At 60.9% G+C, this 26,158-nt stretch carries 25 protein-coding genes and 1 pseudogene; 12 read left to right on the top strand and 14 right to left on the bottom strand.

The window, feature by feature from the left end; all coding sequences use genetic code 11:
* Positions 1-198: 198 nt before the first annotated feature.
* Together N8H74_RS08890 and N8H74_RS08885 are read right to left on the bottom strand one after the other, a co-directional pair.
* On the bottom strand, positions 199-582 hold the full coding sequence (locus tag N8H74_RS08890) for a PaaI family thioesterase (protein ID WP_262146934.1): 384 nt from the start codon (positions 580-582) through the stop codon (positions 199-201).
* Complete coding sequence (locus tag N8H74_RS08885; RefSeq protein ID WP_262146933.1) at positions 582-2,906, bottom strand: Tex family protein; 2,325 nt, start codon at positions 2,904-2,906, stop codon at positions 582-584. The genes N8H74_RS08890 and N8H74_RS08885 overlap by 1 nt, the downstream gene beginning before the upstream one ends.
* 359 nt (positions 2,907-3,265) lie before the next feature.
* Between N8H74_RS08885 and ompR the strand changes: the two genes are divergently transcribed.
* Together ompR and N8H74_RS08875 are read left to right on the top strand one after the other, a co-directional pair.
* Positions 3,266-4,006, top strand: a complete 741-nt coding sequence (gene ompR, locus N8H74_RS08880; protein ID WP_217831781.1) for a two-component system response regulator OmpR — start codon at positions 3,266-3,268, stop codon at positions 4,004-4,006.
* A 105-nt stretch (positions 4,007-4,111) separates the two neighbouring features.
* Positions 4,112-5,425 (top strand): ATP-binding protein, encoded by a 1,314-nt coding sequence (locus tag N8H74_RS08875; RefSeq protein ID WP_027922236.1) that lies wholly within the window; start codon positions 4,112-4,114, stop codon positions 5,423-5,425.
* 61 nt (positions 5,426-5,486) lie between these two features.
* Here N8H74_RS08875 and rimK read toward each other — a convergent pair whose 3' ends face one another.
* Together rimK and N8H74_RS08865 are read right to left on the bottom strand one after the other, a co-directional pair.
* The gene (gene rimK / locus N8H74_RS08870; protein ID WP_065257794.1) at positions 5,487-6,392 is read right to left on the bottom strand and encodes a 30S ribosomal protein S6--L-glutamate ligase; all 906 of its coding nucleotides are present in this window, start codon (positions 6,390-6,392) and stop codon (positions 5,487-5,489) included.
* On the bottom strand, positions 6,389-6,835 hold the full coding sequence (locus tag N8H74_RS08865) for an ATP-dependent zinc protease (RefSeq protein WP_169432582.1): 447 nt from the start codon (positions 6,833-6,835) through the stop codon (positions 6,389-6,391). The genes rimK and N8H74_RS08865 overlap by 4 nt, the downstream gene beginning before the upstream one ends.
* Positions 6,836-7,085: 250 nt before the next feature.
* On the opposite strand from N8H74_RS08865, the gene N8H74_RS08860 reads away from it, so the two are divergent.
* Positions 7,086-7,493 carry an RNA-binding S4 domain-containing protein gene (locus tag N8H74_RS08860; RefSeq protein ID WP_217831782.1) on the top strand — a complete coding sequence of 136 codons (408 nt, stop codon included), beginning with the start codon at positions 7,086-7,088 and terminating at the stop codon, positions 7,491-7,493.
* 75 nt (positions 7,494-7,568) lie between these two features.
* On the opposite strand, the gene N8H74_RS08855 is transcribed toward N8H74_RS08860, so the two are convergent.
* Positions 7,569-8,369, bottom strand: coding sequence for a phosphatase PAP2 family protein (locus tag N8H74_RS08855; protein ID WP_262146932.1), 801 nt, complete (start codon positions 8,367-8,369; stop codon positions 7,569-7,571).
* A gap of 104 nt (positions 8,370-8,473) precedes the next feature.
* Here N8H74_RS08855 and hslO point away from each other — a divergent pair, with 104 nt between their 5' ends.
* The gene (hslO, locus tag N8H74_RS08850) at positions 8,474-9,376 is read left to right on the top strand and encodes an Hsp33 family molecular chaperone HslO (protein ID WP_262146931.1); all 903 of its coding nucleotides are present in this window, start codon (positions 8,474-8,476) and stop codon (positions 9,374-9,376) included.
* A gap of 181 nt (positions 9,377-9,557) precedes the next feature.
* Positions 9,558-11,099 (top strand): phosphoenolpyruvate carboxykinase, encoded by a 1,542-nt coding sequence (locus N8H74_RS08845; RefSeq protein ID WP_217831785.1) that lies wholly within the window; start codon positions 9,558-9,560, stop codon positions 11,097-11,099.
* A gap of 283 nt (positions 11,100-11,382) precedes the next feature.
* Here the strand turns inward: N8H74_RS08845 and N8H74_RS08840 are convergent, their stop codons facing one another.
* Together N8H74_RS08840 and N8H74_RS08835 are read right to left on the bottom strand one after the other, a co-directional pair.
* Positions 11,383-12,510, bottom strand: a complete 1,128-nt coding sequence (locus N8H74_RS08840; protein ID WP_262146930.1) for a hypothetical protein — start codon at positions 12,508-12,510, stop codon at positions 11,383-11,385.
* A gap of 102 nt (positions 12,511-12,612) precedes the next feature.
* A complete protein-coding gene (locus N8H74_RS08835) occupies positions 12,613-12,870 on the bottom strand; it encodes a hypothetical protein (protein ID WP_217831787.1) in 258 nt (85 codons plus the stop codon).
* 283 nt (positions 12,871-13,153) lie between these two features.
* On the opposite strand from N8H74_RS08835, the gene N8H74_RS08830 reads away from it, so the two are divergent.
* Positions 13,154-13,657 carry a polysaccharide deacetylase gene (locus N8H74_RS08830; protein WP_262146929.1) on the top strand — a complete coding sequence of 168 codons (504 nt, stop codon included), beginning with the start codon at positions 13,154-13,156 and terminating at the stop codon, positions 13,655-13,657.
* A 7-nt stretch (positions 13,658-13,664) separates the two neighbouring features.
* Here the strand turns inward: N8H74_RS08830 and N8H74_RS08825 are convergent, their stop codons facing one another.
* Complete coding sequence (locus N8H74_RS08825; protein ID WP_262146928.1) at positions 13,665-13,796, bottom strand: hypothetical protein; 132 nt, start codon at positions 13,794-13,796, stop codon at positions 13,665-13,667.
* Between the two features lie 248 nt (positions 13,797-14,044).
* Here N8H74_RS08825 and N8H74_RS08820 point away from each other — a divergent pair.
* The 3 genes and pseudogenes from N8H74_RS08820 to N8H74_RS08810 all read left to right on the top strand — a co-directional run bounded on the left by N8H74_RS08820 (position 14,045) and on the right by N8H74_RS08810 (position 17,842).
* Positions 14,045-15,968 (top strand): annotated as a pseudogene (locus tag N8H74_RS08820) (ATP-dependent DNA helicase RecQ).
* 132 nt (positions 15,969-16,100) lie between these two features.
* Positions 16,101-17,327, top strand: coding sequence for a 3-hydroxyacyl-CoA dehydrogenase (locus N8H74_RS08815; RefSeq protein WP_262146927.1), 1,227 nt, complete (start codon positions 16,101-16,103; stop codon positions 17,325-17,327).
* A gap of 83 nt (positions 17,328-17,410) precedes the next feature.
* Positions 17,411-17,842 (top strand): thioesterase family protein, encoded by a 432-nt coding sequence (locus N8H74_RS08810; protein WP_217831791.1) that lies wholly within the window; start codon positions 17,411-17,413, stop codon positions 17,840-17,842.
* Between the two features lie 68 nt (positions 17,843-17,910).
* On the opposite strand, the gene N8H74_RS08805 is transcribed toward N8H74_RS08810, so the two are convergent.
* The 4 genes from N8H74_RS08805 to N8H74_RS08790 all read right to left on the bottom strand — a co-directional run bounded on the left by N8H74_RS08805 (position 17,911) and on the right by N8H74_RS08790 (position 22,881).
* Positions 17,911-18,390 (bottom strand): glycine zipper domain-containing protein, encoded by a 480-nt coding sequence (locus tag N8H74_RS08805; protein WP_217831792.1) that lies wholly within the window; start codon positions 18,388-18,390, stop codon positions 17,911-17,913.
* Between the two features lie 326 nt (positions 18,391-18,716).
* Complete coding sequence (locus N8H74_RS08800; RefSeq protein WP_262146926.1) at positions 18,717-21,065, bottom strand: FdhF/YdeP family oxidoreductase; 2,349 nt, start codon at positions 21,063-21,065, stop codon at positions 18,717-18,719.
* Positions 21,062-21,901 carry a formate dehydrogenase accessory sulfurtransferase FdhD gene (gene fdhD / locus N8H74_RS08795; RefSeq protein WP_262146925.1) on the bottom strand — a complete coding sequence of 280 codons (840 nt, stop codon included), beginning with the start codon at positions 21,899-21,901 and terminating at the stop codon, positions 21,062-21,064. Before fdhD ends, N8H74_RS08800 begins: the two co-directional genes overlap by 4 nt.
* 92 nt (positions 21,902-21,993) lie before the next feature.
* Positions 21,994-22,881 (bottom strand): LysR family transcriptional regulator, encoded by an 888-nt coding sequence (locus tag N8H74_RS08790; protein ID WP_217831795.1) that lies wholly within the window; start codon positions 22,879-22,881, stop codon positions 21,994-21,996.
* Between the two features lie 138 nt (positions 22,882-23,019).
* On the opposite strand from N8H74_RS08790, the gene lysM reads away from it, so the two are divergent.
* Positions 23,020-23,460: a peptidoglycan-binding protein LysM gene (gene lysM, locus N8H74_RS08785; protein ID WP_217831796.1), complete on the top strand. Its 441-nt coding sequence runs from the start codon at positions 23,020-23,022 to the stop codon at positions 23,458-23,460.
* Between the two features lie 45 nt (positions 23,461-23,505).
* On the opposite strand, the gene yrfG is transcribed toward lysM, so the two are convergent.
* Complete coding sequence (gene yrfG, locus N8H74_RS08780) at positions 23,506-24,168, bottom strand: GMP/IMP nucleotidase (RefSeq protein WP_262146924.1); 663 nt, start codon at positions 24,166-24,168, stop codon at positions 23,506-23,508.
* Positions 24,169-24,256: 88 nt separating this feature from the next.
* Between yrfG and nudE the strand changes: the two genes are divergently transcribed.
* The gene (gene nudE, locus N8H74_RS08775; protein ID WP_217831798.1) at positions 24,257-24,820 is read left to right on the top strand and encodes an ADP compounds hydrolase NudE; all 564 of its coding nucleotides are present in this window, start codon (positions 24,257-24,259) and stop codon (positions 24,818-24,820) included.
* An 8-nt stretch (positions 24,821-24,828) separates the two neighbouring features.
* Positions 24,829-25,662 carry a 3'(2'),5'-bisphosphate nucleotidase CysQ gene (cysQ, locus tag N8H74_RS08770; RefSeq protein ID WP_262146923.1) on the top strand — a complete coding sequence of 278 codons (834 nt, stop codon included), beginning with the start codon at positions 24,829-24,831 and terminating at the stop codon, positions 25,660-25,662.
* Positions 25,663-25,675: 13 nt separating this feature from the next.
* On the opposite strand, the gene N8H74_RS08765 is transcribed toward cysQ, so the two are convergent.
* Complete coding sequence (locus tag N8H74_RS08765; protein ID WP_262146922.1) at positions 25,676-26,131, bottom strand: thioesterase domain-containing protein; 456 nt, start codon at positions 26,129-26,131, stop codon at positions 25,676-25,678.
* Between the last annotated feature and the right edge of the window lie 27 nt (positions 26,132-26,158).

Raw genomic sequence — 26,158 nt, 5'->3', positions numbered from 1 at the left:
GGTGGGCAGGACGGTCTACAAGGGTGAAGTTGAAACTGGCGTTTTCGCCTGGTTTTCGGGCCATGAAAGCCCCATTTGAAACGCCAACTTCAGTCCCTGAATCTGGCTGACGCAGGCGAATTGTGGGAGTTGGCTCCCACAGCAAATCCCGGCGCTGCGGTCACAGCGCCGAAATTAACTCAAAATGATGAACAACATCTACAGGACAGCGAACGTGCCTTGTGCTTTTGCGACCAGTTTGTCGCCCTGCATCACGTCGGCTTCGACCACCAGCGTGCGGCGGCCCGGGTGAATCACCCGCGCCGTACACATCACCTCACCGCCTTCGACGGCGCGGATGTAGTTGATCTTGCATTCGATGGTCGCGCTCTGCTGGTCAAAGCCGTGGGTGCTGGAACATGCCAGCCCCATGGCGATGTCCACCAGACTGAACAGCGCGCCGCCATGCAGCTTATTGCCGCGATTGCGCAATTGCGGTTCCAGCGCCAGAGCGACTTGCGCCACCCCGGTTTCCAGGTTGTGCAGGCGGCAGCCCAACAGCTTGAAGAACGCGCTCTCGACGAGCCCGGCCGGAATGTCCATCAACGTTTTTTCAACTGCTTGGCGTTGGCGAACAGAGAAGCCATGGCGTTGTTCGCCGGGGCAGCGGTCGCGGTTTCCTTGCGCGGGGCGTTGTTCGACGACTGACGCGGCGCCGAACCCGGACGCGAGCCACGGGCACCGTCGACTTTCTCGCCCGGCGTGTCGCTCATGCGCATCGACAGGCCGACGCGTTTGCGTGGAATGTCGACTTCCATGACCTTGACCTTCACCACGTCGCCGGCCTTCACCGCTTCACGCGGATCCTTGATAAATTTCTCCGACAGCGCCGAGATGTGTACCAGACCATCCTGATGCACGCCGATGTCGACGAATGCGCCGAACGCGGTCACGTTGGTCACCACGCCTTCGAGGATCATTCCCGGTTGCAGATCCTTCAAGTCCTCGACGCCTTCCTGGAACTCGGCGGTCTTGAACTCCGGACGCGGGTCGCGGCCCGGTTTTTCCAGTTCTTGCAAGATGTCGGTGACGGTGGGCAGACCGAAGGTCTCGTCGGTGAATTTCTTCGGATCCAGACGCTTGAGGAACCCGGCGTCACCGATCAGCGAGCGAATGTCGCGGTCGGTTTCGGCGGCGATGCGCTGCACCAGCGGATAGGCTTCCGGGTGGACCGCCGAGGAATCCAGCGGGTTCTCGCCGTTCATCACGCGCAGGAAGCCGGCCGCCTGCTCGAAGGTTTTCTCGCCCAGACGCGCGACTTTCTTCAACGCGGCGCGGGTCTTGAACGCACCGTGTTCGTCGCGGTGGGTGACGATGTTCTGTGCCAGGGTCGCATTGAGGCCGGAGATCCGCGCCAGCAGCGCCACCGACGCGGTGTTCACGTCCACACCCACGGCGTTCACGCAGTCCTCGACCACGGCATCCAGGCCGCGCGCCAGTTTCAGCTGCGAGACGTCGTGCTGGTACTGACCGACGCCGATGGATTTCGGATCGATCTTCACCAACTCCGCCAGTGGATCCTGCAGGCGACGGGCAATGGACACGGCGCCACGGATCGACACGTCCAGGTCCGGGAACTCCTTGGCTGCCAGTTCCGATGCCGAATACACCGATGCGCCGGCCTCGGAGACCATGACCTTGGTCATTTTCATCGCTGGGTATTTTTTGATCAGTTCGATCGCCAGCTTGTCGGTTTCACGGCTGGCGGTGCCGTTGCCGATGGCGATCAGGTCGACCGAATGCTTGGCGCACAGGGCGGCCAGAATGGCGATGGTCTGATCCCACTTGTTGTGCGGCACGTGCGGGTAAACGGTGGCGTGATCCAGCAGTTTGCCGGTGGAGTCGACCACGGCCACCTTGCAGCCGGTACGCAGGCCCGGGTCGAGGCCCAGGGTTGCGCGCGGGCCGGCCGGAGCGGCCAGCAGCAGGTCGTGCAGGTTGTGGGCGAAAACGTTGATCGCCTCGGTTTCGGCGCCGTCACGCAGCTCGCCGAGCAGGTCGGTTTCCAGGTGGGTGTAGAGCTTGACCTTCCAGGTCCAGCGCACCACTTCGCCGAGCCATTTGTCGGCGGCGCGGTTCTGGTTCTGGATGCCGACGTGCTGGCCGATCATGCCTTCGCAGGGGTGCAGGGTGCCCGGCAGTTCTTCGCCGACTTTCAGCGCGGAGCTGAGGATGCCTTCGTTGCGCCCGCGGAAGATCGCCAGGGCGCGGTGCGACGGCATGCTTTTGAGCGGTTCGTCGTGTTCGAAGTAATCGCGGAACTTGGCGCCTTCCTCTTCCTTGCCGGCGATCACGCGGGCGCTGAGGGTGGCTTCCTGTTTCAGGTAGTTACGCAGTTTATCCAGCAGGTTGGCGTCTTCGGCGAAGCGCTCCATGAGGATGTATTTGGCGCCTTCGAGGGCGGCCTTGACGTCGGCCACGCCTTTTTCGGCGTCGATGAAGCGCGCGGCCTCGGTTTCCGGGGCCAGGTTCGGGTCGTTGAACAAACCGTCGGCCAGCTCGCCGAGGCCGGCTTCCAGGGCGATCTGGCCCTTGGTGCGGCGCTTCTGCTTGTACGGCAGGTACAAGTCTTCGAGGCGGGTCTTGGTGTCGGCGAGTTTGATTTCGCGCTCCAGCTCGGGCGTGAGCTTGCCCTGCTCCTGGATGCTGGCGAGGATGCTGATACGCCGTTCGTCGAGTTCTCGCAGGTAGCGCAGACGTTCTTCCAGATGACGCAACTGAGTGTCATCGAGGCTGCCGGTCACTTCTTTCCGGTAACGGGCGATGAAGGGAACGGTAGAGCCTTCATCGAGTAGCGCGACGGCCGCTTCGACCTGTTGCGGGCGTACGCCGAGTTCCTCGGCGATGCGGCTGTTGATGCTGTCCATAAAACCACCTGACAAATTGTGAAAGCAGGCTCGCGGGCTCGTAAATAAAGGCCCGGAGTCTGGTTGAGCGGCTTGATGATTGCCGCTGCCTGGGCCAAGAGGCACCCCATTGACCCGTGAAATCGAACAATTACTGCGCGGACCATAAAAGAAAAAGCGGCCACCTGCGGTAACGATTCAGACGTTGCCTGACACAAAACGCCGCGCATTATAACCAGCGTTCTGTCATTCGGGGGCGACACAGTCTGTAGGCACAAACCCCTGTTTTCTGGCAGTGAAGGAAAAATCTGCTAACAATGCACACGGTGCGTATAACGGCAGCTACGCCATAATGCGCGCCGAGCTAAAAGGAGCATCCAATGAGCAGCACTGCACAAACTGCTGAAGGCGAAAAAATTCTCATCGTTGACGACGATCCGGGGCTGAGCAGCCTGCTGGAACGCTTTTTCGTCAGCAAGGGCTATCGTGCCCGTGCCGTACCGAACACCGAGCAGATGGATCGTCTGCTGTCGCGTGAAGTCTTCAATCTGGTCGTCCTCGACCTGATGCTGCCGGGCGAGGATGGCCTGACCGCCTGCCGTCGTCTGCGCAGCGCGAACAACCAGATTCCGATCATCATGCTCACCGCCAAGGGCGACGAGCTGAGCCGTATCAAGGGGCTGGAGCTGGGTGCCGACGACTACCTGGCCAAACCGTTCAACCCGGACGAGCTGATGGCCCGGGTCAAGGCTGTCCTGCGTCGTCAGGCCCCGCCGGTGCCGGGCGCACCGGGCAGCGAAGACGAAAACGTCACCTTCGGTGATTACGTGTTGTCCCTGGCGACCCGTGAACTGAAGCGCGGCGACGAAGTACACATGCTCACCACCGGCGAGTTTGCGGTACTCAAGGCGCTGGTGATGAACGCTCGCCAGCCGCTGACCCGCGACAAGCTGATGAATCTGGCCCGTGGTCGCGAGTGGGATGCCCTGGAGCGTTCCATCGACGTGCAGATTTCCCGTCTGCGCCGGATGATCGAGCCTGATCCGTCGAAACCGCGCTACATCCAGACTGTCTGGGGCGTGGGCTACGTGTTCGTACCGGATGGCAACTCCACCAAGTAATTGGTGATTTGTAGGAGCGGGTCTGGCTGGCCGTTGCGCAATGCCAGACTCGCAATCCGCAATATGCGAGCATTGCTCGCTCCTGCAAGTGTGTAGCGGTTATCCATGAAAACCCCCGTCTGGTTCCCCCAAAGTTTTTTCTCCCGCACCCTCTGGCTGGTGCTCATCGTCGTGCTGTTTTCCAAGGCGCTGACCCTGGTTTATCTGTTGATGAACGAGGACGTGCTGGTGGATCGCCAATACAGCCACGGCGTTGCCCTGACGCTGCGTGCCTATTGGGCCGCCGATGAAGAAAACCGCGCCAAGATCGCTGATGCCGCGACCCTGATCCGGGTGGTCGGCGCCGGCGTGCCGGAAGGCGAACAGCACTGGCCGTACAGCGAGATCTACCAGCGGCAGATGCAGGCGGAGCTGGGCGCCGATACGGAAGTCCGGTTGCGCATGCACTCGCCACCGGCGCTGTGGGTTCGCGCCCCGAGCCTGGGCGATGGCTGGCTGAAAGTGCCGCTGTATCCGCACCCGCTGCGCGGCCAGAAAATCTGGAACGTGCTCGGCTGGTTCCTCGCCATTGGCCTGCTGTCCACCGCGTCGGCGTGGATCTTCGTCAGCCAGCTCAACCAACCGTTGAAACGCCTGGTGTACGCCGCACGGCAACTCGGCCAGGGCCGCAGCGTGCGTCTGCCGATCAGCGACACCCCCAGTGAAATGACCGAGGTTTACCGCGCGTTCAACCAGATGGCCGAGGACGTCGAGCAGGCCGGGCGGGAACGTGAACTGATGCTCGCCGGGGTTTCCCACGACCTGCGCACACCGCTGACCCGCTTGCGCTTGTCGCTGGAGCTGATGGGCGATCGCACCGACCTGACCGACGACATGGTCCGCGACATCGAGGACATGGACGCGATTCTCGACCAGTTCCTGGCGTTCATTCGCGACGGTCGTGATGAGTCGGTAGAAGAGGTGGACCTCAGCGATCTGGTGCGTGAAGTCGCGGCGCCGTACAACCAGAGCGAAGAAAAGGTGCGCCTGCGTCTGGAGCCGATCCAGCCGTTTCCGCTGCGGCGGGTGTCCATGAAACGCCTGCTGAACAACCTGATCGGCAACGCCTTGCACCATGCGGGCAGCGGCGTCGAGGTGGCGGCTTATGTGTCCGGTGATACCAGTGCGCCGTATGTGGTGCTGAGCGTGATGGACCGTGGCGCCGGGATCGACCCTTCGGAACTGGAGGCGATTTTCAACCCGTTCACCCGTGGCGACCGTGCCCGGGGCGGCAAGGGCACCGGGCTGGGACTGGCCATCGTGAAGCGGATCGCTTCGATGCATGGCGGCAATGTCGAGTTGCGTAACCGCTCGGGCGGTGGGCTGGAAGCGCGGGTGAGATTGCCGCTTGGGTTGATGCTTCCTCGGGATGCGGTGTAACCCCCTCCCTCATCGGAGCGCCGCCCTCTCCCTGCGGGAGAGGGTCAGGGTGAGGCGGCTCTTAGCCTTTGCCTTTGGTCCGGGTCATATTCGGGCCGCCATTCTTCTCAAGGTGTTCGATGATGATCCCCGCCACATTCTTCCCGGTGGTGGTCTCGATCCCTTCCAGACCCGGTGACGAGTTCACCTCCATCACCAGCGGCCCGTGGTTGGAGCGCAGGATATCCACGCCCGCTACCGTCAGCCCCATCACCTTGGCCGCGCGCAACGCGGTCATGCGTTCCTCCGGGGTGATCTTGATCAGGCTGGCGCTGCCGCCACGGTGCAGGTTGGAGCGGAATTCACCCGGTTTGGCCTGGCGTTTCATCGCCGCGATCACCTTGTCGCCGACCACGAAGCAGCGGATGTCCGCACCACCCGCTTCCTTGATGTATTCCTGAACCATGATGTTCTGCTTCAGGCCCATGAACGCCTCGATCACCGACTCCGCCGCCGTCGCGGTTTCGCACAGCACCACGCCGATGCCCTGGGTGCCTTCCAGCACCTTGATCACCAGCGGTGCGCCGTTGACCATGTCGATCAGGTCGGGAATGTCGTCCGGCGAGTGGGCGAAACCGGTCACCGGCAGGCCGATGCCCCGGCGCGACAGCAGTTGCAGCGAACGCAGTTTGTCCCGCGAACGGGCGATGGCCACCGATTCGTTGAGCGGAAAAACCCCCATCATTTCGAACTGGCGCAACACCGCGCAGCCATAAAACGTCACCGACGCGCCGATCCGCGGAATCACCGCATCGAAACCCTCCAGCGGCTTGCCCCGGTAGTGGATCTGCGGCTTGTGGCTGGCGATGTTCATATAGGCGCGCAAGGTGTCGATCACCACCATTTCATGCCCGCGTTCGGTGCCGGCTTCGACCAGACGACGGGTGGAATACAGACGCGGATTGCGCGACAGCACAGCGATCTTCATGCAACACCTGTGGAGGAGGTAGATACCGGGAACACCGGCTTGTCTTGTACATATTTGATGCCCGGATTGACCACCAACTGGCCGTCGATCAGGGCTTTGGAGCCGAGCAGCAGGCGATAGCGCATGGACTTGCGGCAGGCGAGGGTGAACTCGACCGGCCAGACCCGATCACCGAGGGCCAGGGTGGTGCTGATCACATAGCGCACCTGGGCCTGGCCGTTGGAACTCTTGATGGTTTTGCGCGTGACCAGCGGTGCTTCGCAACGCCGGTGACGCAACTGCACCACGGTGCCCAGGTGCGCGGTGAAACGCACCCACTTCTCGCCATCGCGCTCGAACGGCTCGATGTCGGTGGCGTGGAGGCTGGAGGTGCTGGCGCCGGTGTCGATTTTCGCCCGAAGGCCCGCGACTCCCAGATCCGGAAGCGCCACCCACTCGCGCAGACCGACAACGGTCAAATGGTCAAATGTCTTCAAAAAAATGCTCAACCGTGACAACCGCTCAGCCCGCACGGGGCCGGATTTGCGGTATTCACGCAGAATAATGGTTAAAAGGCGAACGATATCTACAGCCCGGATGACCCGCCTCTGAGGCTGGCGCCGGAATGCACGCATTGTAATCCGGGACGGCGCAATTCATGGCACGACAGAAACGGTAGTACAGTTCACCAATATTTCAGAATGAGGAAATTCCATGGCACAAAAAAGCGAAGAGGACGACAAGGTCCGTCTCGATAAATGGCTGTGGGCTGCGCGTTTTTATAAAACACGCGCATTGGCCAAAGCCGCGATCGAGAGTGGCAAGGTGCATTGTCGAGGGGAGCGCTGCAAGCCTGGCAAAGAGCCACGGGTTGGCGATGAATTCGAAATTCGTACCGGTTTCGACGTGCGCACGGTGAGAGTCGAAGCCTTGTCGATCGTGCGTCGTGGCGCGCCGGAAGCGCAGACGTTGTACGCAGAAACTGAAGCCAGCATCACCAAGCGCGAAGCAGCCGCGGCGATGCGCAAGGCGGGCGCGTTGGGCGTCAGCACCGATGGCAAGCCGAGCAAGAAGCAGCGGCGGGACCTGTTTAAATTTCGTGGGAACAGCAGCGGCGAGTAGAGCGGTTGTCTCTGCGTTGTCAGTGCCAATGCTTTTGCGGGCAGGCCCACTGGCTTGCCCGCAAGCAGCGCTGGATCAGAGGCTACGCACCACACTCATGCGCGAAACCAGCGGAAACTTGCCCAGCAATCCGAAAATTGGTGCGGTCGCCTTCAGCCAGAAATTCGCCGCGTGAAAGGCAAACGGCGTGTAGTAACCCCAGCCTAACGCCCACACCGCCAGCAGCATGCCGCCGATGTAATCGTCCTGACCCCAGTGCGCGCCCGCCACCAGGCGCGGCAGCATGAACAGCAACGCCAGGCCCCAGACCGTGAGGAACTGGCCCAGGGTACGGCTGAAAACCCCCATGAACAGCGCCCAGATCAACAGCACCGAAGCGTGATCGCCGGGGAAGCTCTGGCTCGAGCGGTCTTTCAGCTCCCAGGTTTTCTCCAGATGCGGGAAATAGTCACTGATATGCACCGCACCTTCGAGCACCATCGACGGGCTGCTGTGCTGCCAGTTCATGTAGTCGGAAAATTTGGAAAACAGCGCGCGGATCACCACCATCAGCAGCAGGATCGACAGAAAACCGAAAAAGGCGCGGCGTACATCGATCGCCTTGAAGACCCAGTCACCCTTGATCAGCAGTGTCAGCAGGATCAGCCCGACCACGATGTCGAACGGGCGCAGACTTGCAATTGCCCAGATGTGGAGCCATATGGGGTTGCTGGCCAGAGGCGCATTGAGTGAGCGGAACAGCCACTCGTCGAAAATCACACACAGCATCTGGCCCGTAGGCCATAACCAGAAGGCCAGCAGTGCCAATGGCACCACGTTGCAGAGAACCAGCCGGCCGAGGTTCCACCTTGATTGGAACAAACCCGGATTGTTCATAAAATGCCTCCCATGGCTAAACATCGGCACCAAAAAGAGTGCCAAGAACCGCAAATTTTCATGCTTTGTAACCATTTTGTCATCAAATTCAGATACCCAGACCTATGACCGATTTCCCGGATACCGATTACACCCAACGCTTCATCTTCGATGACAGCGACACTCGCGGCGAACTCGTGGCGCTGGAACGCAGCTACGCCGAAGTCCTCGCCAAGCACCCGTACCCGGAGCCGGTCGCGCAGTTGCTCGGCGAGTTGATGGCCGCCGCTGCGTTGCTGGTCGGCACCCTGAAGTTCGACGGCTTGCTGATTCTGCAGGCGCGTTCCGAAGGCCCGGTGCCGCTGCTGATGATCGAGTGCTCCAGCGAGCGCGAGATCCGTGGCCTGGCGCGTTACCACGCCGACCAGATCAGCCCGGATGCGACGCTCGGTGACCTGATGCCGAACGGCGTGCTGGCCCTGACCGTCGACCCGACTGCCGGCCAGCGCTACCAGGGCATCGTCGACCTCGACGGCGAAAACCTGTCCGAGTGCTTCACCAACTATTTCGTCATGTCGCAGCAGGTCGGCACCCGCTTCAAGCTCTTCGCCGACGGCCGTCGCGCTCGTGGTTTGCTGTTGCAGCAACTGCCTGCCGATCGCCTGAAAGATGAAGAAGAACGCGCCGCAAGCTGGCAGCACATCACTGCGCTGGGCAGCACCCTGACCGCCGATGAATTGTTGAGCCTGGACAACGAAACCGTGCTCCATCGCCTCTACCACGAAGAGCAGGTACGTCTGTTCGACGTGCAGAAATTGCGCTTCCGTTGCAGTTGCTCGCGGGAGCGTTCGGGTAATGCGCTGGTCAGTCTGGGTCTGGAAGATGCTCAGGCGCTGGTGGCCGAGCACGGTGGAAAAGTCGAGATCGATTGCCAGTTCTGCAACGAACGCTACCTGTTCGATGCGGCCGATATCGCCCAATTGTTCGCTGGCGCGGGTGTCGACACGCCGTCAGTTACCCGGCACTAAAACGGTTCAGCGCAGGTAAATTCACTGCTCAACGACGGAATTACGCCGTTACGACGGGAGGACCCTACTCTTTTTGGGCTTTTCTGGCATAATCCGGCCCACTTTTTTCGCGGTAGTAGTGCGGGACTTTCTACTACAAAACGTTTGGAGCACACTCGGCCACTGGCCGACGGGGAACCTCATGACGCAAGCCAATAACGCCGTGTACACCGATCTGAGTGTTGATGATCTGGTTAAAGAAGCCCTGAACCGCGGTGAGGGCGAGCTTGCCGATACCGGCGCTCTGGTTGTTCGCACCGGTCATCGCACCGGCCGTTCGCCAGTCGATCGTTTCATCGTTGAAGAGCCTTCCACCCAGGCCTCTATCGCCTGGGGCCCGATCAACCGCAAGTTCCCGGCCGACAAGTTCGACGCGCTGTGGGCTCGTGTCGAAGCCTTCAACAACGCGCAAGAGCATTTCGTTTCCCACGTGCATGTAGGCGCGGCGGCGGATCACTACCTGGCCGTGAAAATGACCACCCAGACTGCCTGGCAGAACCTGTTCGGTCGTTGCCTGTTCATCAACCCGGCCCAGTACAACCCGGCCGGTCGTGAAGAGTGGCAAGTGCTCAACGTTGCCAACTTCGAGTGCGTCCCAGAGCGTGACGGCACCAACTCCGACGGTTGCGTGATCCTCAACTTCGCACAGAAGAAAGTGCTGATCGCCGGCATGCGTTACGCCGGTGAAATGAAGAAAGCCATGTTCTCCGTGCAGAACTTCCTGCTGCCAGCCGCCGACGTACTGCCGATGCACTGCGCAGCCAACATCGGTGAAGAAGGCGACGTGACCCTGTTCTTCGGTCTGTCGGGCACCGGCAAGACCACCCTGTCCGCCGACGAAAGCCGTTACCTGATCGGTGACGACGAACACGGTTGGGGCGAAGGCGTGGTGTTCAACATCGAAGGCGGTTGCTATGCCAAGTGCATCGACCTGTCCGAGAAGAACGAGCCGGTGATCTGGAAAGCCATCAAGCACGGCGCCGTACTGGAAAACGTCGTGATCGACGACGCCAAGCACGCCGACTACGCCGATGTCAGCCTGACCCAGAACAGCCGCGCAGCCTACCCGCTGGAGCACGTTGCCAAGCGTTCCGAGAAGAACCTGGGCGGCGAGCCGAACGCGGTAATCTTCCTGACCTGCGACCTGACCGGCGTACTGCCACCAGTGTCGATCCTGAACAACGAGCAGGCGGCCTACCACTTCCTGTCCGGCTACACCGCACTGGTGGGCTCGACTGAAATGGGTTCGGGCAGCGGCATCAAGTCGACCTTCTCCACCTGCTTCGGCGCGCCGTTCTTCCCGCGTCCGGCTGGCGAATACGCTGAGCTGCTGATCAAGCGCATCAAAGGCTTCGGCTCCAAGGTCTACCTGGTCAATACCGGCTGGACCGGCGGCGGCTACGGCGTCGGCAAACGCTTCAACATCCCGACCACCCGTGCGGTGATCGCAGCGATCCAGAGCGGTGCGCTGATCGGTGCCGAAACCGAACACCTGGACACCATCAACCTGGACGTGCCACTGACCGTACCGGGCGTCGAAACCAACCTGCTCAACCCACGCAATACCTGGGCTGACAAGGCTGCCTACGACGAAGCTGCCAAAGCACTGGCCGGTCTGTTCATCGAGAACTTCAAGAAGTTCGAAGTGAGCGACGCGATCAAGGCTGCCGGGCCTAAGTTGTAAGACTTAGTTCTGGTGAATGAAAAAGCCGCCTCTTGAGGGCGGCTTTTTTGTGGGCGACAGGACGTCGCCGTCATAGCACTTAAGGCTGAGAGGATTATTCGGCAAGACAAGTGGAGGCTGAAACCTCTGTTTTTCAGGTGACCAAACCTGAATCGCTGATTGGGTAGCGACAGTCACAACTATAGAGTTGAGCTAACTAGTGCCGATAGAAGACAAGGCGCCGCTGCATGTAGGAACGGGATGCGGATCTATGCAGTCCGTTCCTACAGATCAATCACGGTTTTCAACGAATAACCCGATACCCCTCAACATCCAGCACGCTCGTCGTCAGTCCGGTCGCCGGGGTGTAGATCGTGCCCTTCACCGTCGAGAACGGGACGCCTTTGCTGCCCAGCGACACGTAGCGTTCGCCCTGATCCAGTTCGGTGAAGTAGGTGTACGAGCATTTTTCCATGGCTTTGTATTTCGCGGCGGCGTTGACCAGGGCGTCGGCGTGTTTGCGCAGGTCGGCGTCGGTCAGGTTTAGGGTTTTGCTCAGCGAGGTGCCCCAGCGTCGCAGACAGGCTTCGGCGAAGTGGCGCACCATCAGGCCGGGTTCTGCCAGCAGTTTCGGGCCGCTGACGCCGTCGGCGGAGGCGTTGCCGACGAGGGTGGCGTGGCGGCCGGGCATCGGGAAGATGTGGGTACGTGTGCCGGTGGCCGTTTGTGGGATGACGCAACTGAAGCCTTTCGAACGCTCGTCCCGGGCATAGAAACCGACGTACTCCTTGACGTTGGCATTGAGCCGGACACGATGCTCTTGAAAGTTGCCGATGCCGGGTACGGGATCTATCGCAAAGATATTTACCGGAATGTTTTTCAACACGCTGTCATTGAACAGGGCATTGGCCAACATATGGCAACTGATACCGCCACGACTCCAGCCCACCAGATTGACCTGAGTCGGAATAACACCGTCCTTGCGGAAAGTTTTAATGATCTGCTCCTGTAACTTCTGTTGGGTGATACTGCGTTCACCATAGTTGTACTTGCGCCAGAACCAGGAGCCTTCGGCTTTCACATCTTCGATGGGAATACCGGCGGCTTTGAGGCGGTTGTATTCCGCTTCGGTCAGTTGTTCGCGTTGCCAGTCGCACTTGCCGCGAATGATGTTCATCGCGTGCAGCACGTTCTCCTCCCAGCCCTTGCCGAACAGCGTGCCGCTGAGGCCGTAGTCCTTGGATTTGGCGAACAGCTCGTCGGCCTGCAGATTGCTGGTGCCGGGGCCGTCAACCACGATCCATTCGGCGAACTCGCGACCGGTGTGGTGCGAGGCGAGGGTGGAAACCAGTTCGCCGTCCCAATAGCTGGCGTGGCTGGTATCAAACTTGGTGGAGCCAGTGCCGCAAAAGAAAATAGTCAAGGTGGTCATGATATTGCTCTTGGTTGATGTAAGAGCAGTCAGGCTAGTTTTGACTATTTGCTTAATAAAGCAGTTAGTTGTTGCCGGATTTTTGGCTTTGTTATTTTAAATTTAATTGGCTATTTGCTGTTTCGCTGTTTCAAGTAGTTCGCAGCCGTCTTGCGTCAGCAAATAAAGCGCATTGACGATACTCGGGATGTCTTTGACGTCCGCCTGTTTGAAACACAAGCAGTAAAGAGTTTCCAGCAAGTCGCTGGCCGCGCGGATGCGTTGTTGGGCGGCGTCGAGCAGGTCGATGTGGCTGGCGTCGGTGTCGATGACCAGTACCGCGTTGTCACTGCTCTTGAGGGGGCGATAGCGGGTATTCATGGGGCAGGCATGTCCTTTAAAAATCTCTTTTCAGCCGCGATGGTCACTATAGAAGGGCCAAACACGGTGGGACAAGACAGCCGGAATCGACAGAATTCGTAGGGGTTTTACCGGCACTCGGGCATTTGCCCTACACGGTTTGCCGGCGTTTTCACGGCGAAACCCCTACGCAGGCAAATTCCTACGGGATTCTCAGGCGCTTCTACTCAAAGCGCTGTAAGGTGCGCGCCAGAATCCGTAGGGCGCTTGCGTGCGTCCGACACGCGCTTAAAGGGAATTGGGTATGCAGTGGCTACGAATGGCCTCGATCATTTTGCTGTGGGCCAGTGGTTGCCGTTTGACGGGAGCCGCCGATGGGGGCGATGCGCTGGTGCTGGGCAACCTCGATCGCACCGGTTGGCCTGATGCGCTGACCAGTCAGGCCAGCGTCGACACAGCGTCTCGCGCTGAAGCGCTGATGTTCGGCAAGGCCCTGCTGGCCAGTGAGGCGCTCGACGAACCGGGACTCAAGCAACGGCTGGGCGTGGCGCAGGTGCAACTCAAGTCGATCAGACAAGTGCGCGACGGTCTGTGGGATCGCTTGCTCGACACCTATCGCACCGCCAGCCGGAACTGCGACGAGCAAATGTTTTGCCCGCGCGTGCGCAGCGTCGCCGACCTGCGCCAGTTGGCAGCGGGGTTCACGGGCGATATCAGCCCGGCCCATGCACTGTGGGCCAGCAAGAGCCTGGACGTGCATGAGCAGGTACTGAACGAGCAATTGCGAGTGGCAGTGTTGCAGCCGTAGGTTGCCGTCAACCCGTGGCGGTAGCGTCTGTCGTCGTCACCACTGACAGCGGTGGAAGGTCTTCCGGAACCTGCATGCAGCCGCCCGACAGCAGCGACGCGATGATGAGGGCGAGGGGCAGTTTCAATCGGTTCGACATGTTCAGTCCTTGGTGGGAGTCCACGCGCGTCGACCGTCCTGGTGCGACGCTGGTTTCGTGGATAGCGGGAGCACGTTAGCCGCTGGGTCAATGGAGTGGCGATGAACAAAGTGTTTCCGTTTTTGACCCGGTAGGGCCGTACACGGCGCTGTATCATCCGGTATCGTTTTACCCCCAAAACCTTTCTCGACTCGCTGCGATCGCCCGCTAGGCTGTTGGCATGGCAGCGGTCAAAGGAGTGACAGCGAATGCACAACACCCTGGAACAGGTTTTCGGTTATCCACAGTTTCGTCCCGGTCAGGAGGCCACCATCGGCGCGGTGCTGGCTGGGCGCTCGGCGGCGGCGATTTTCCCCACCGGCTCCGGCAAGTCCTTGTGTTATCAACTGCCGGCGTTGTTGCTGCCGCACCTGACGCTGGTGGTCTCGCCGCTGCTGGCGCTGATGCAGGATCAGCTTGAGTTTTTGCGGCGCCGTGGCATTTCGGCGGGCAGCATCGATTCGGCGCAGAGCCGTGACGATGCCAGCGACGTGATGGCCCGTGCCCGTTCCGGCGAGTTGAAGATCCTGATGATTTCCGTGGAGCGTCTGAAAAACGAACGCTTCCGCAATTTCCTGCAGCAGGTGCCGATCTCGCTGCTGGTGGTCGACGAAGCGCACTGCATCTCGGAGTGGGGGCACAATTTTCGTCCCGACTACCTGAAGCTGCCGGACTACCAGCGCCAGTTCAATATCCCGCAGACCTTGCTGCTGACGGCCACGGCGACGCCGAAGGTCATCGCCGACATGCAGGCGAAATTCGCCATCGCCCCGGAGGATGTCGTCACCACCGGTTTCTATCGGCCCAACCTCAATCTGCTGGTGGAGCCGGTACGCGGCCCGGACAAGCGCCGACGCCTGGTGGAGTGGATGGCCGACCGTCGGGGCCTGCCGAGCATCGTCTACGTCACCTTGCAGAAAACCGCCGAGCACATTGCTGAGCACCTCGATCGCAACGGCATTCAGGCCGAGGCGTATCACGCCGGTCTGCCCAACGAACAGCGTGAGGCGATTCAACAGCGCTTCATGAGCGGGCAGTCCAATTGCATTGTCGCCACCATCGCCTTCGGCATGGGTATCGACAAGAGCGACATCCGCAACGTGGTGCATTTCGACCTGCCCAAGTCCATCGAAAACTACAGCCAGGAAATCGGTCGCGCCGGGCGTGACGGGCAGCCCTCGGACTGCCTGGTGCTGGCCAATCGTGACAGCCTCAACGTGCTGGAAAACTTCGTCTACGGCGATACGCCCGAGCGCGACGGCATTCGTCATGTGCTCGATGAATTGCAGGCCGCCGTGCCCGAAGGCCAGTGGGAGTTCTTGCTCGGGCCGCTGGCGGATCAGAGCAATATCCGTCAGTTGCCGCTCAAGACCTTGCTGGTGCAACTGGAGCTCAGAGGCGTTATCGCGCCGCGTTATGCCTATTACGCCGAGTACCGGTTCAAATACCTGCTCGAACCCGAAGCGTTGCTTGAGCGCTTTGACGGCGAGCGCAGGGATTTTGTCGCGGCGCTCATCCAGACATCGTACCTGGGCCACGGTGAACTTCGAGGCGATGTACACGCAGTATTCCGCCGAGCGCAACCGGGTGGTGAAGGCGCTGGATTTCTTTCAGGAGAAGGGCTGGGTCGAGCTAGAGAGCAAGCAGATGACCGAGGTCTACAGTCTGCTGGCAACGGATTTCGACAGTGGCGGGTTGAGCGCCGAGCTTCACGGGTACTTCACTCGGCATGAGCAGACCGAGGTGGCGCGGATTCACGCAATGCTGGAGATGTTCGCCACCGAACGCTGCCTGGGTTATCGACTGGCGGAGTATTTCGGTGATCGCAATGCGCCTGAGCGCTGCGGACACTGCTCGGTGTGTCATGGGCATGTCGCTAGACTTCCGGCGCCACCGGAATTACCGGCGCTTGTGGATAAAAACTTCGAGGCGCTGTGCAGTGACTTTATCCACAGGCATCAGCAGCACACCGGCAATGCGCCGTCGGCTGAACGGCTGACACGATTCCTGTGCGGCATCAGCGTGCCGCTGTTTACCAGGCTCAAGGCGCGGGCGATTTCCGGGTATGCGGCGCTGGAAGACTATCCCTATCTCGATGTTCGCACCTGGACCCAACAGCATTTGCCCGGTTAGATCCCCAAAAGGAACGCTGAACCGGGCCGCATCCATCCGCTGAATGTCGATCATCACGGTAATGAACTTCAAAAACCGCCAGTGGCTGACTATGGTGAGGGCTGTCTTCGGATCGCCAACAAGAGAACAACAATGAGCCAGACATCCTTCGCTATTCAGCAGGCTGCCGTGATCGGCGCGGGCACCATGGGCCGGGGCATCGTCATGTGCCTGGCCAACGCTGGTGTGACCGTGCAGTGGGTCGACAACAATCCACAGATGCTCGAACAGGCACTGACCACGGTGGCAGACACCTACGCCCATAACGTACGGCAGGGTCGTATCGATCAGGCCGAGGCCGATGCGCGTCTCGCCCGGATAACGTCGGCGGCGGATTATGCGGCGATCCGCAATGTCGATCTGGTGATCGAAGCGGTGTACGAAAACCTTGAACTCAAGCAGAAAATCTTCCGTGAGCTTGATGGATTGCTGAAACCCGAAGCGTTGCTGGCAAGTAACACGTCGGCGCTGGACATCGATGCGATTGCCGCGGCGACCAAACGTCCGCAGCAAGTGCTGGGCCTGCACTTCTTCAGCCCGGCGCACATCATGAAACTGCTGGAAATCGTTCGCGGTGCGCAAACCTCGCCAGCGGTGCTGGACGCAGCACTGGCGTTGGGCAAGCGCATGGGCAAGGTCAGCGTGGTGTCGGGAAACTGCCACGGTTTCATCGGCAATCGCATGTTGCACCCATACGTGCTCGAGGCTCGCAAGATGTTGCTCGAGGGCGCTTATCCACAGCAGGTCGATGCGGCGTTGCAGGGTTTCGGTTTCGCCATGGGGCCGTTCCGCATGTACGACGTGGTCGGTATCGATCTGGAGTGGCGTGCCCGGGAGCTGGCCGGCAAAGGGCAGGATGCGCCTGAGATTCAAGTGGATAACCGGTTGTGCGAGATGGGCCGGTTCGGTCAGAAGTCCGGCAACGGTTATTACCACTATGAGCCGGGTAGCCGGCAGGCTGAGCATGATCCCGAGGTCGATGCGCTGGTGCTGCGGGTCAGTGAAGGATTGGGTTTTCAGCGTCGCGAGATCGGCCCGGAAGAGATTCTGGAGCGCTGCTTGCTGGCGCTGGTCAACGAAGGCGCGAAGATCCTTCAGGAAGGCATTGCCGAGTCGGCCCATGACATCGATCTGGTGTACCTCAATGGCTACGGTTTCCCGGCGGACAAGGGTGGGCCGATGGCCTGGGCGGATCAGCAGGGGCTGGCGGATATTCATCAGCGGCTGTTGGCGCTGGATACGCGGCAGGGCGATCAGTGGAAACCGGCGCGGGTGATTGGCGAGCTGGCGGCGCAAGGCAAGGGGTTTGCCGATTATTGAGTGGGTGGCGGTTCTGGCACCTTCGCCGCCAAACCCGTTCCCATGCCGTAGACTTCGTCACTTATCTTCAGGAGTCGACATTGATGTCCAACCCGATGCCGCAACGCAGTGACTACCCGCACTTCCAACCGATCACCACCCGTTGGCATGACAACGACGCCTATGGTCACGTCAACAACGTCACCTACTACAGCTTCTTCGATACGGCCGTGAACACCTATCTGATCCAGGTGGGTGGGCTGGACATTCATGATGGCGAGGTGGTGGGTTTCGTGGTCAGTTCGGCGTGCGATTACTTCGCTTCGATTGCCTTTCCGGACTTGATCGAGATCGGTCTGCGGGTTGGCAAGTTGGGTAACAGCTCGGTGCAGTACGAATTGGCGGTGTTCAAGGCGGGTGAAGACGAGGCCTGCGCGGCCGGGCGTTTTGTCCATGTGTTCGTGGATCGGGCGAGCAATCAGCCAGTGCCGATTCCGGCCGGATTGCGCGGGGCGCTGGAGCGTCTGGTGGTTTGACAGGCAAAAAAAATCGCAGCCCTCGGGCTGCGATTTTTGTTTCACCGGGCAACGGGGCGTTTCACGCCTCAGTCGCGGTAGTACCGGTGATGCTTGCGGTGGCCGTAGGCATGGCCGCGACCCCGGTGGTCGTCGCGGTAGTAGCGACGATGGTCACGATCGCGATCGTAATGACGATCTTCATCGTTGCTCTTGTTGCCCATGTAGTTGCCCAGCGCGCCACCGGCGCCACCGCCTGCTGCGGCGCCGATCAGGCTGCCGGTGGTGCCGCCCATGCTGCGGCCGACCACGTTACCGCCGGCTGCGCCCAACGCACCGCCAATGGCGGCTTCGCCACGGCTGTGTTTGTTGGCGCCGACCGCACTGCCACCCGCGCCGCCCAGGGCTGCGCCGATAGTGGAGCCGGTGCTGCCGCCTAAAGACTGACCGACGACCGAGCCAAGAACCCCGCCCAATGCGCCGCCCACACCTGCTTCGGTGGTGCCTCCGGCAGAAGCGAAACCACTGACCAGGCCGAGGGACAACAAGAGAATCGAGGAGAACTTCATACATGAGCCTCAAAGGGATGACGGCGCGATCCTGAGGCTGTGGATGGGGCGTGACAATCGAAATCCGACGAATAGCACGACCTGTATACAATTATGCAAGTTACTGTTTTATCTACGGAACTTAACCGATTTTCGCCGGTCTTTAGCTACTTCGGACAAGGCCGTTTTCATAGGAAAACGGCCTTTTTTGTGGGCGATTGAAAAGTGAAGCGGGCAAGAAATGTGTTGGTTGAGGCGGTGTTTTCGCGGGTAAGCCCGCCCCCACAGGTACGGCGGTATCCTGTGGGAGCGGGCTTGCTCGCGAAGGGGTTACTGCAGACGCTCGATCAAGCCGTCTGAGCCATGATCAAACCTGTTTCACTCGCTGCTTCCAGGCGGATCGCAATGAACTTCGACGTCGGTGTATGGCTGCCATCGCCGACACTTTCCAGTGGCACCAGCGGGTTCACTTCCGGGTAGTAAGCCGCTGCCTGACCCGCCGGAATATCAAATGCGAGCAGGGTGAAGCCCTTCACCCGACGCTCGCGGCCATCGTCCCACAGCGACACGATGTCGGCCTTCTGCCCGGGGCGGAAGCCCAGACGGATGATGTCGGCCTCGTTGGCGAACAACACGTCGCGCTGACCCTTCACCCCGCGATAACGGTCGTCGAGGCCATAGATCGTGGTGTTGTACTGGTCGTGGGAGCGCATCGATTGCAGGATCAGGTCCGGCAGTTTGCCGGTGGCGCGGGTGCGCTCGTGCAGCAGATCCCGTGGCAGGGCGTTGGCCTTGAAGTTGGCGCGGCCCGAGGTGGTGTTCCACTTGCGCGCACCGGCGGTGTTGCCGAGGTAGAAGCCGCCCGGATTCTTGACCTTCTCGTTGAAGTCCTTGAAGGCCGGAATGGTGTCGGCGATCAGCTCGCGGATGCGGCGGTAGTCGGCCACCAGCCAGTTCCAGTCCACCGGTTGGCTGCCCAGGGTCGCGGCAGCAATGCCGGCCAGGATCGCCGGTTCCGAGCGCATCTGGTTCGACAGCGGCTGCAACTGGCCATTGGAGGCGTGCACCATGCTGAACGAGTCTTCCACCGTGACGGCCTGCGGGCCTTCGCTCTGGACGTCGATGTCGGTACGACCCAGGCACGGCAGGATCAGCGCGTCCTTGCCATGGGCCAGGTGACTGCGGTTGAGCTTGGTGCTGATCTGCACGGTCAGGTCGCAGTTCTGCAGAGCCTGGAACGTGCGCGGGCTGTCCGGCGTGGCCTGGGCGAAGTTGCCGCCCAGTCCGATGAAGACTTTGGCGCGCCCTTCGGCCATCGCGTGAATCGCTTCGACCACGTTGTGGCCGTTGTGGCGCGGCACCTTGAACTGGAAACGGCGTTCCAGGGCGTCGAGGAACGCCACCGGTGGACGCTCGTTGATGCCCATGGTGCGGTCGCCCTGCACGTTACTGTGGCCGCGCACCGGGCACAGACCGGCGCCGGGTTTGCCGATGTTGCCGCGCAGCAGCATCAGGTTGGCGATTTCCTGAATGGTCGGCACCGAATGCCGATGCTGGGTGATGCCCATGGCCCAGCACATGATCACGTTCTTGCCTTTGGCGTACATGCGCGCCGCTTGCTCGATTTCCACCAGGCTCAGGCCGGATTGCGAGACGATCTGCTCCCATGGGGTGTCGTCGACCACGCCCAGGTATTCCAGCACGTTGACGCTGTGCTCATTGAGGAAGTCGTGATCGAACACCGCGGGGGCACCGGCCTTCTGCGCATCGCGTTCCCATTGCAGCAGGAGCTTGGCCATGCCGCGCAACACCGCCATGTCGCCGCCCAGCGCCGGGCGGAAATACGCGGTGTTGGTCGGCTTGTCGCCGTTGGTGAGCATTTCGATCGGGTGCTGCGGGTGCTGGAAGCGTTCCAGGCCGCGCTCCTTGAGCGGGTTGATGCAGACCACCTGAGCGCCGCGCTTCACTGCTTCACGCAGCGGTTCGAGCATCCGTGGGTGGTTGGTGCCGGGGTTCTGGCCCCAGACGAAAATGGCGTCGGCGTGCTCGAAATCGTCGAAGGTCACGGTGCCTTTGCCCACGCCGACACTCTGCGCCAGCGCCACACCGCTGGCCTCGTGGCACATGTTCGAGCAGTCGGGGAAGTTGTTGGTGCCGTAGGCGCGCACGAATAACTGATAGAGATACGCCGCTTCGTTGCTGGCACGACCGGAGGTATAGAACTCGGCCTGATCCGGGCTCGACAGACCTTTGAGATGCTTGCCGATCATGGCGAACGCGTCTTCCCAGCTGATCGGCTTGTAGCGATCGGTTTCGGCGTCATAGACCATCGGCTCGGTCAGGCGACCCTGATATTCGAGCCAGTAGTCGCTCTGTTCCAGCAGCGAGGTGACGCTGTGTCTGGCAAAGAATCTGGCATCCACCCGCCGCTTGGTCGCTTCCCAGTTCACCGCTTTGGCGCCGTTCTCGCAGAACTTGACCATGCCGCTTTCCGGCGAGTCGCCCCAGGCGCAACCAGGGCAGTCGAAGCCGCCGTTCTGGTTGGTCTTGAGCATCATGCGCAGGTTTTTCAGCGCGTTGTCGCTGGTCAACCAGGCCTGGGCCACGCTGATCAGGGCGCCCCAGCCACCGGCTGCGCCTTTATAAGGCTTGTAGCGCGGGACGGGAGTCTGGTCGGCTTGATTGTGTTGGCTCACGAGTGTTTCTCCATCGCTGGGCTATACACCCGCGGCGCGTTCTTTTGCGGCAGGTGAATGAGATTGAGGTTGTGACGACGAGCCCACTGCACGGCAAGGCCGGTGGGCGCGGACAGGCTGACCAGGGTCTGGATGCCGGCGCGCAGGACTTTCTGGATCAATTCGAGGCTGCAACGGCTGGTGACAATCGCCAGGCCGCCGTGGGTGGAAATCTTCTGCCGGATCAGCCCGCCGATCAGTTTGTCGAGGGCGTTGTGCCGGCCGATGTCTTCGCGACCCAGCCGCAGTTCGCCGCTGGCGTCCATGAACACTGCCGCGTGTACTGCACCGCAATGCTGGCCCAGTGGCTGGAACGCGCCGATGCGCTGGCGCAGGCCGTCGAGCCATTGCGCGGGCGGCAAAGGCGCGCCGGGCAGTACCTTGAGATCGGGTAGCGCCTGTTCCACTGCTTCCACGCCGCACAACCCGCAACCGCTGGTGCCGGCCAATTGTCGACGTTGTTGCTTGAGGTTCCAGAAGGCGCGGTTGGCGATGGTCACTTGCGCATATTGCGCCGAGCCGGCACCGGTCAGTTGCAGGTCGTAGATATCCGATGCGTCTTCGATGATGCCGCTGCCGAGGCTGAAGCCGACGATGAAGTCTTCCAGGTCGGTCGGGGTCACCAGCATCACGGCCTGGCTGATGCCGTTGTAGGCGATCGCCAGCGCAACTTCCTCGGCGAGCGCGGTGCTGGCCGATTCTTCAAGGGGAAGATCGCTGTAACTGTAGGTCTGGCTGGCGACGGGCGCGGCCGTTTCAACAGCAGGCGCCGCGCAGACAGGGTGCTTGGCGTTCATGGCATCACCGACGGACTGATCAGCTATAAGCCTAGGCGCGGCAAGTTGTCGCGTCTAATCGCTAATCTCGATCTTCCGATAGATGCTGTCGATCAAGACTCGGCTGGTGATTTCTGATACAGCGCGAAGCAGGCTTCGGCCAGTGCCGAGCGCGGTGCGCCACGACGCATGATCAGACCCAGTCTGGCGAGGGTCTGGGCATGTTCGATCGGTTGCAGGCGCAAATTGTCGGTGAGGGTTTCCAGCCCACCGTCCAGCGGCATCACCGCGCAACACAGCCCGCCATGCACCGCTTGCAGCAATTGATGAACGGCATCGGTTTGCAGCAACGGCTGCGGTGTCAGGCCACGGCTGTGGAAGTTGTGGTCGATGGACTGGCGAAAGTGCATGCCGCTGGTGAGCATGCCCAGCGGCAGTTCGATCAGCGACTCCCAACTCAGCGGCGCCTCACCAAAACTGAAGAAGCGCTGGTCATAGAGCAGGCCCATGCGGGTTTCGCTGAACGCCAGGGACTCGAAGCGTTCGCCGTCGAGACGATCCAGATAAGACACTCCAAGGTCGATGCGGTTGTTTGCCAGTTGCTCCAGCATCTGGTCCGAACTCAGTGATGACAGTTCGAAGCGCAGATTCGGGTGCTGGGCATGCAGGCGCTGCATCAGCGGCAGCGCATCGAAACTCGACAGTGGCACCACCCCCAGACGCAACGTACCGATCAGGTTGCCGCGACACGCCGCCGCTTCCGCCTGCAAGCCGTCGTAGGCCGCCAGCACCGTGCGCGCCCAGGCCAGCACCCGCTCACCCGGCGCAGTGAACCCTTCGAAGCGCTGGCCACGGTTGACCAGCGGCAGATCCAGTTCTTCTTCAAGGCTGCGCAAACGCATCGACAGCGTCGGCTGGGTGATGTGGCAGCGCGCGGCGGCCTGGCCGAAATGGCGGGTTTCGTCGAGGGCGATGAGGAATTTCAGCTGCTTGATGTCCATCTTCGCTCCGGGGCGCAGGCAAGGGGTGGACGATTCTAACGCCTGTGTGGGGGCAGGGTCATTGGTCGGGCTGGAACCGGGAGCGTGCAGCGTGGTCTAGGCTTGGGCGTCTGGAACCCAAATCAAGGAGTGTGCGCCATGAGTCTTTTGAGCTTTGTGAAAGAAGCCGGTGAAAAACTGATCGATCTGCTGACCCCCGGCAACGCCAATGCTGGCGAGCAATTGAAGGAACATATCGCCAAGGTCGGCCTGGGCAATCCGAACGTCCAGGCGACGGTGGATGGCGACAAGGTGACGGTCACCGGTGAAGTGGCGAGCCAGGAAGAGAAAGAGAAGATTCTGCTGGCGGTGGGCAACATTGCCGGGGTTGGCAGCGTTGACGATCAGATCACCGTGACCGGTCCGGTGGCGGCCGCCGCGCGTTTTGTCACGGTGAAGAAGGGCGACACCCTCAGCGCGATCTCCAAAGAGGTGTATGGCGACGCCAACAAGTACAACAAGATTTTCGAGGCCAACAAACCGCTGTTGTCGCACCCGGACAAGATCTATCCGGGTCAGGTGTTGCGCATTCCCGAGTAACGCATGACCGCTGTGGCGCGGGGACAGGTCCCTGCGCCACAGCATTCAGAGACCGGCGATCAGTTCCCGGTAATCCTCGACCGCCGCAAACTCGGCGGTGTCCTTTGGCCCTTTGCGGCTGTCCGGTTCCTTTACGGCCAACAGATGCGCCACACCGAAATTCCGCGCGCTGCGCAGGATCGGCAACGTGTCGTCGATGAACAGGCTGCGCGCCGGATCGAAACCGATGTCGGCCTGCAGGGCGTCCCAGAATTGCGGGTTTTCCTTGGGGAAACCGTAGTCATGTGAGCTGATCAGCCGTTCGAAGTACGGCGCCAGCTCGACCCGTTCCAGTTTCAGCGACAATGAATCACGGTGCGCATTGGTGATCATGATGACCCGTTTGCCGGCGCGCTTGATCGCTTCCAGAAACGTATCGGCATCCGCGCGCAGGGCGATCAGGTGCGCGGTTTCCAGCTTCAGCTTGCGCACCGACAGCTTCAGTTCAGTACTCCAGAAGTCCAGGCAATACCATTGCAACTGGCCGGCGTGGCGCTCGAACAGCGGCTGCAATTCCATTTCCGCCATGGCCCGACTGACACCGTGCAGTTCGGCGTAGCGCTGGGGCAGGTGTTCCAGCCAGAAGTGGTTGTCGAAGTGCAGATCCAGCAGCGTGCCGTCCATGTCCAGCAGAACGGTATCGATGTCGGACCATGGTAATGAAGGCATGGCAACGTCTCGAGCGGTAGAAGGATATCCGACGCAAACAATCGGAAAAGCCGCGTTATAGTAGCGCGTTCACGCCAAGGAGCTTTGCATGCGCCAGAAACCCACCGTACTCGCCCGGGAAATCGTCGCCACCAGTCGTCTGTTCTGTGTCGAGGAACTGAAACTGCGTTTTTCCAACGGCGTGGAGCGTACTTACGAGCGGCTGGTCGGCAAGGGTGCCGGTTACGGCGCGGTGATGATCGTGGCGATGCTTGATGCCGAGCATGCGGTATTGGTCGAGGAGTACTGCGGCGGTACTGATGAGTACGAAATGTCGCTGCCCAAGGGTTTGATCGAACCCGGCGAAGATGTGCTGGCGGCGGCCGAGCGCGAGCTCAAGGAAGAGGCCGGTTACGGCGCCCGACAACTGGAGCACCTGACCGAGTTGTCGTTGTCCCCGGGCTACATGAGCCAGAAGATCCAGGTGGTGCTGGCCACCGATCTGTATGAGGAACGCCTGGAAGGCGACGAGCCCGAGCCGATGCGGGTCGACAAGGTCAACCTGCGCGATCTTTCGGCGTTGGCGCAAAATCCGCAATTTTCCGAAGGCCGCGCCCTGGCGGCGTTGTATCTGACCCGCGATCTGCTGACCCAGCGTGGTTTTTTTCAATGATGAGTGAGATGTCGATGAATTTTCCCCATTCGATGATGGCGCCAGTGGTTGAGCTGGCATTGCAGGCTGGCGAAGTGATTTTGCCGTTCTGGCGTTCCGGGGTTGAAGTCACGGCCAAGTCCGACGATTCGCCGGTGACCGCAGCGGATCTGGCCGCGCATCATGTGATTGTGGCGGGATTGAAAACGCTGGATCCGAGCATTCCGGTGCTGTCCGAGGAAGACGCCGACATTCCCCAGGCTGTGCGCGCCGGATGGCAGCGCTGGTGGCTGGTGGACCCGCTGGATGGCACCAAGGAGTTCATCAACGGCAGCGAAGAGTTCACCGTCAACATTGCCCTGATCGAAAACGGTCATGTGGTGTTTGGCGTGGTATCGATGCCGACCAGTGGACGCTTCTACGTCGGCGGCGCCGGGTTGGGTGCCTGGCGTGGCGACAAGGGCGCGACGCCGGTGGCGATTCAGGTACGTGACGTGCCAGCACCGGGCGAGGCGTTCACCGTGGTTGCCAGCCGTCGCCATTCGAGTCCGGAGCAGGAGCGTCTGTTGGCGGGGTTGAGCGCCAGTCTGGGCGAGCTGCAACTGGCGAACATCGGCAGTTCGTTGAAGTTTTGTCTGTTGGCCGAAGGTGCGGCGGATTGCTACCCGCGACTGGCGCCGACCTCGCAGTGGGACACTGCTGCCGCGCAGGGCGTGCTGGAGGGGGCAGGCGGTGAGGTGCTGGACCTGAGTGGCGATGCGTTCTGCTATCCGGCGCGGGAGTCGTTGTTGAACACGTACTTCCTGGCGCTGCCGGCGAAGGCGGCGTGGCGTTCGAGATTGCTGGAACTGGCCCGGGGTTAAGAGGCTTTTGATGTCAGCGGTGCAAGACGTACTGCCCGCTGAACGTCACTGCTTCCTCATCACTTCCCGCGTTGACAATCCGCGTATGCAGCGTCAACCGCGCCCGTCCATAACGCTGGTACATCGCCAGAAACTTCTTCCACACCGCTGCATTCGGTGCCGGGCAAATTGCTGTGGCATCACCGGTCACGGGCAACGGGTAACTGATCTGCCCCTCCTGGATCACGATATGCCCGTCTTCGATGCCTTCTTCCTTCAGGCGCAAATGCAGCCAGCCCCAGCCCGCCAGCACCGCGCCGCAGTACAGACTGCCGCCGAACATGGTGCTCTTGTGGTTGACGTTGGCCTCGAGCGGCAAGTGCAGGCTCAGTTGCTGTGCATGCCAGTCGAGCACCTTGAGGCCCATGTCCCGGGTGAGGGGAATGTCGTGATGCAGGACGGATTCCAGATAACGACTGTCGTGCTTCATGCCCGGGCCTCTTGTTGAAGAAGGTTG

The organism is Pseudomonas sp. B2M1-30 (assembly GCF_025447575.1).
In the GTDB taxonomy this organism is placed as follows: Bacteria; Pseudomonadota; Gammaproteobacteria; order Pseudomonadales; family Pseudomonadaceae; genus Aquipseudomonas; species Aquipseudomonas botevensis.
This window is presented reverse-complemented; position numbering and strand designations above follow the sequence as displayed.

Excerpts from the sequence above, each read along its gene's own strand:
- N8H74_RS08890 (WP_262146934.1), bottom strand. The coding sequence starts at position 582 with ATGGACATTCCGGCCGGGCTCGTCGAGAGCGCGTTCTTCAAGCTGTTG.
- N8H74_RS08885 (WP_262146933.1), bottom strand. The coding sequence starts at position 2,906 with ATGGACAGCATCAACAGCCGCATCGCCGAGGAACTCGGCGTACGCCCG.
- ompR (WP_217831781.1), top strand. The coding sequence starts at position 3,266 with ATGAGCAGCACTGCACAAACTGCTGAAGGCGAAAAAATTCTCATCGTT.
- N8H74_RS08875 (WP_027922236.1), top strand. The coding sequence starts at position 4,112 with ATGAAAACCCCCGTCTGGTTCCCCCAAAGTTTTTTCTCCCGCACCCTC.
- rimK (WP_065257794.1), bottom strand. The coding sequence starts at position 6,392 with ATGAAGATCGCTGTGCTGTCGCGCAATCCGCGTCTGTATTCCACCCGT.
- N8H74_RS08860 (WP_217831782.1), top strand. The coding sequence starts at position 7,086 with ATGGCACAAAAAAGCGAAGAGGACGACAAGGTCCGTCTCGATAAATGG.
- N8H74_RS08855 (WP_262146932.1), bottom strand. The coding sequence starts at position 8,369 with ATGAACAATCCGGGTTTGTTCCAATCAAGGTGGAACCTCGGCCGGCTG.
- hslO (WP_262146931.1), top strand. The coding sequence starts at position 8,474 with ATGACCGATTTCCCGGATACCGATTACACCCAACGCTTCATCTTCGAT.
- N8H74_RS08845 (WP_217831785.1), top strand. The coding sequence starts at position 9,558 with ATGACGCAAGCCAATAACGCCGTGTACACCGATCTGAGTGTTGATGAT.
- N8H74_RS08840 (WP_262146930.1), bottom strand. The coding sequence starts at position 12,510 with ATGACCACCTTGACTATTTTCTTTTGCGGCACTGGCTCCACCAAGTTT.
- N8H74_RS08835 (WP_217831787.1), bottom strand. The coding sequence starts at position 12,870 with ATGAATACCCGCTATCGCCCCCTCAAGAGCAGTGACAACGCGGTACTG.
- N8H74_RS08830 (WP_262146929.1), top strand. The coding sequence starts at position 13,154 with ATGCAGTGGCTACGAATGGCCTCGATCATTTTGCTGTGGGCCAGTGGT.
- N8H74_RS08825 (WP_262146928.1), bottom strand. The coding sequence starts at position 13,796 with ATGTCGAACCGATTGAAACTGCCCCTCGCCCTCATCATCGCGTCGCTG.
- N8H74_RS08815 (WP_262146927.1), top strand. The coding sequence starts at position 16,101 with ATGAGCCAGACATCCTTCGCTATTCAGCAGGCTGCCGTGATCGGCGCG.
- N8H74_RS08810 (WP_217831791.1), top strand. The coding sequence starts at position 17,411 with ATGTCCAACCCGATGCCGCAACGCAGTGACTACCCGCACTTCCAACCG.
- N8H74_RS08805 (WP_217831792.1), bottom strand. The coding sequence starts at position 18,390 with ATGAAGTTCTCCTCGATTCTCTTGTTGTCCCTCGGCCTGGTCAGTGGT.
- fdhD (WP_262146925.1), bottom strand. The coding sequence starts at position 21,901 with ATGAACGCCAAGCACCCTGTCTGCGCGGCGCCTGCTGTTGAAACGGCC.
- N8H74_RS08790 (WP_217831795.1), bottom strand. The coding sequence starts at position 22,881 with ATGGACATCAAGCAGCTGAAATTCCTCATCGCCCTCGACGAAACCCGC.
- lysM (WP_217831796.1), top strand. The coding sequence starts at position 23,020 with ATGAGTCTTTTGAGCTTTGTGAAAGAAGCCGGTGAAAAACTGATCGAT.
- yrfG (WP_262146924.1), bottom strand. The coding sequence starts at position 24,168 with ATGCCTTCATTACCATGGTCCGACATCGATACCGTTCTGCTGGACATG.
- nudE (WP_217831798.1), top strand. The coding sequence starts at position 24,257 with ATGCGCCAGAAACCCACCGTACTCGCCCGGGAAATCGTCGCCACCAGT.
- cysQ (WP_262146923.1), top strand. The coding sequence starts at position 24,829 with ATGTCGATGAATTTTCCCCATTCGATGATGGCGCCAGTGGTTGAGCTG.
- N8H74_RS08765 (WP_262146922.1), bottom strand. The coding sequence starts at position 26,131 with ATGAAGCACGACAGTCGTTATCTGGAATCCGTCCTGCATCACGACATT.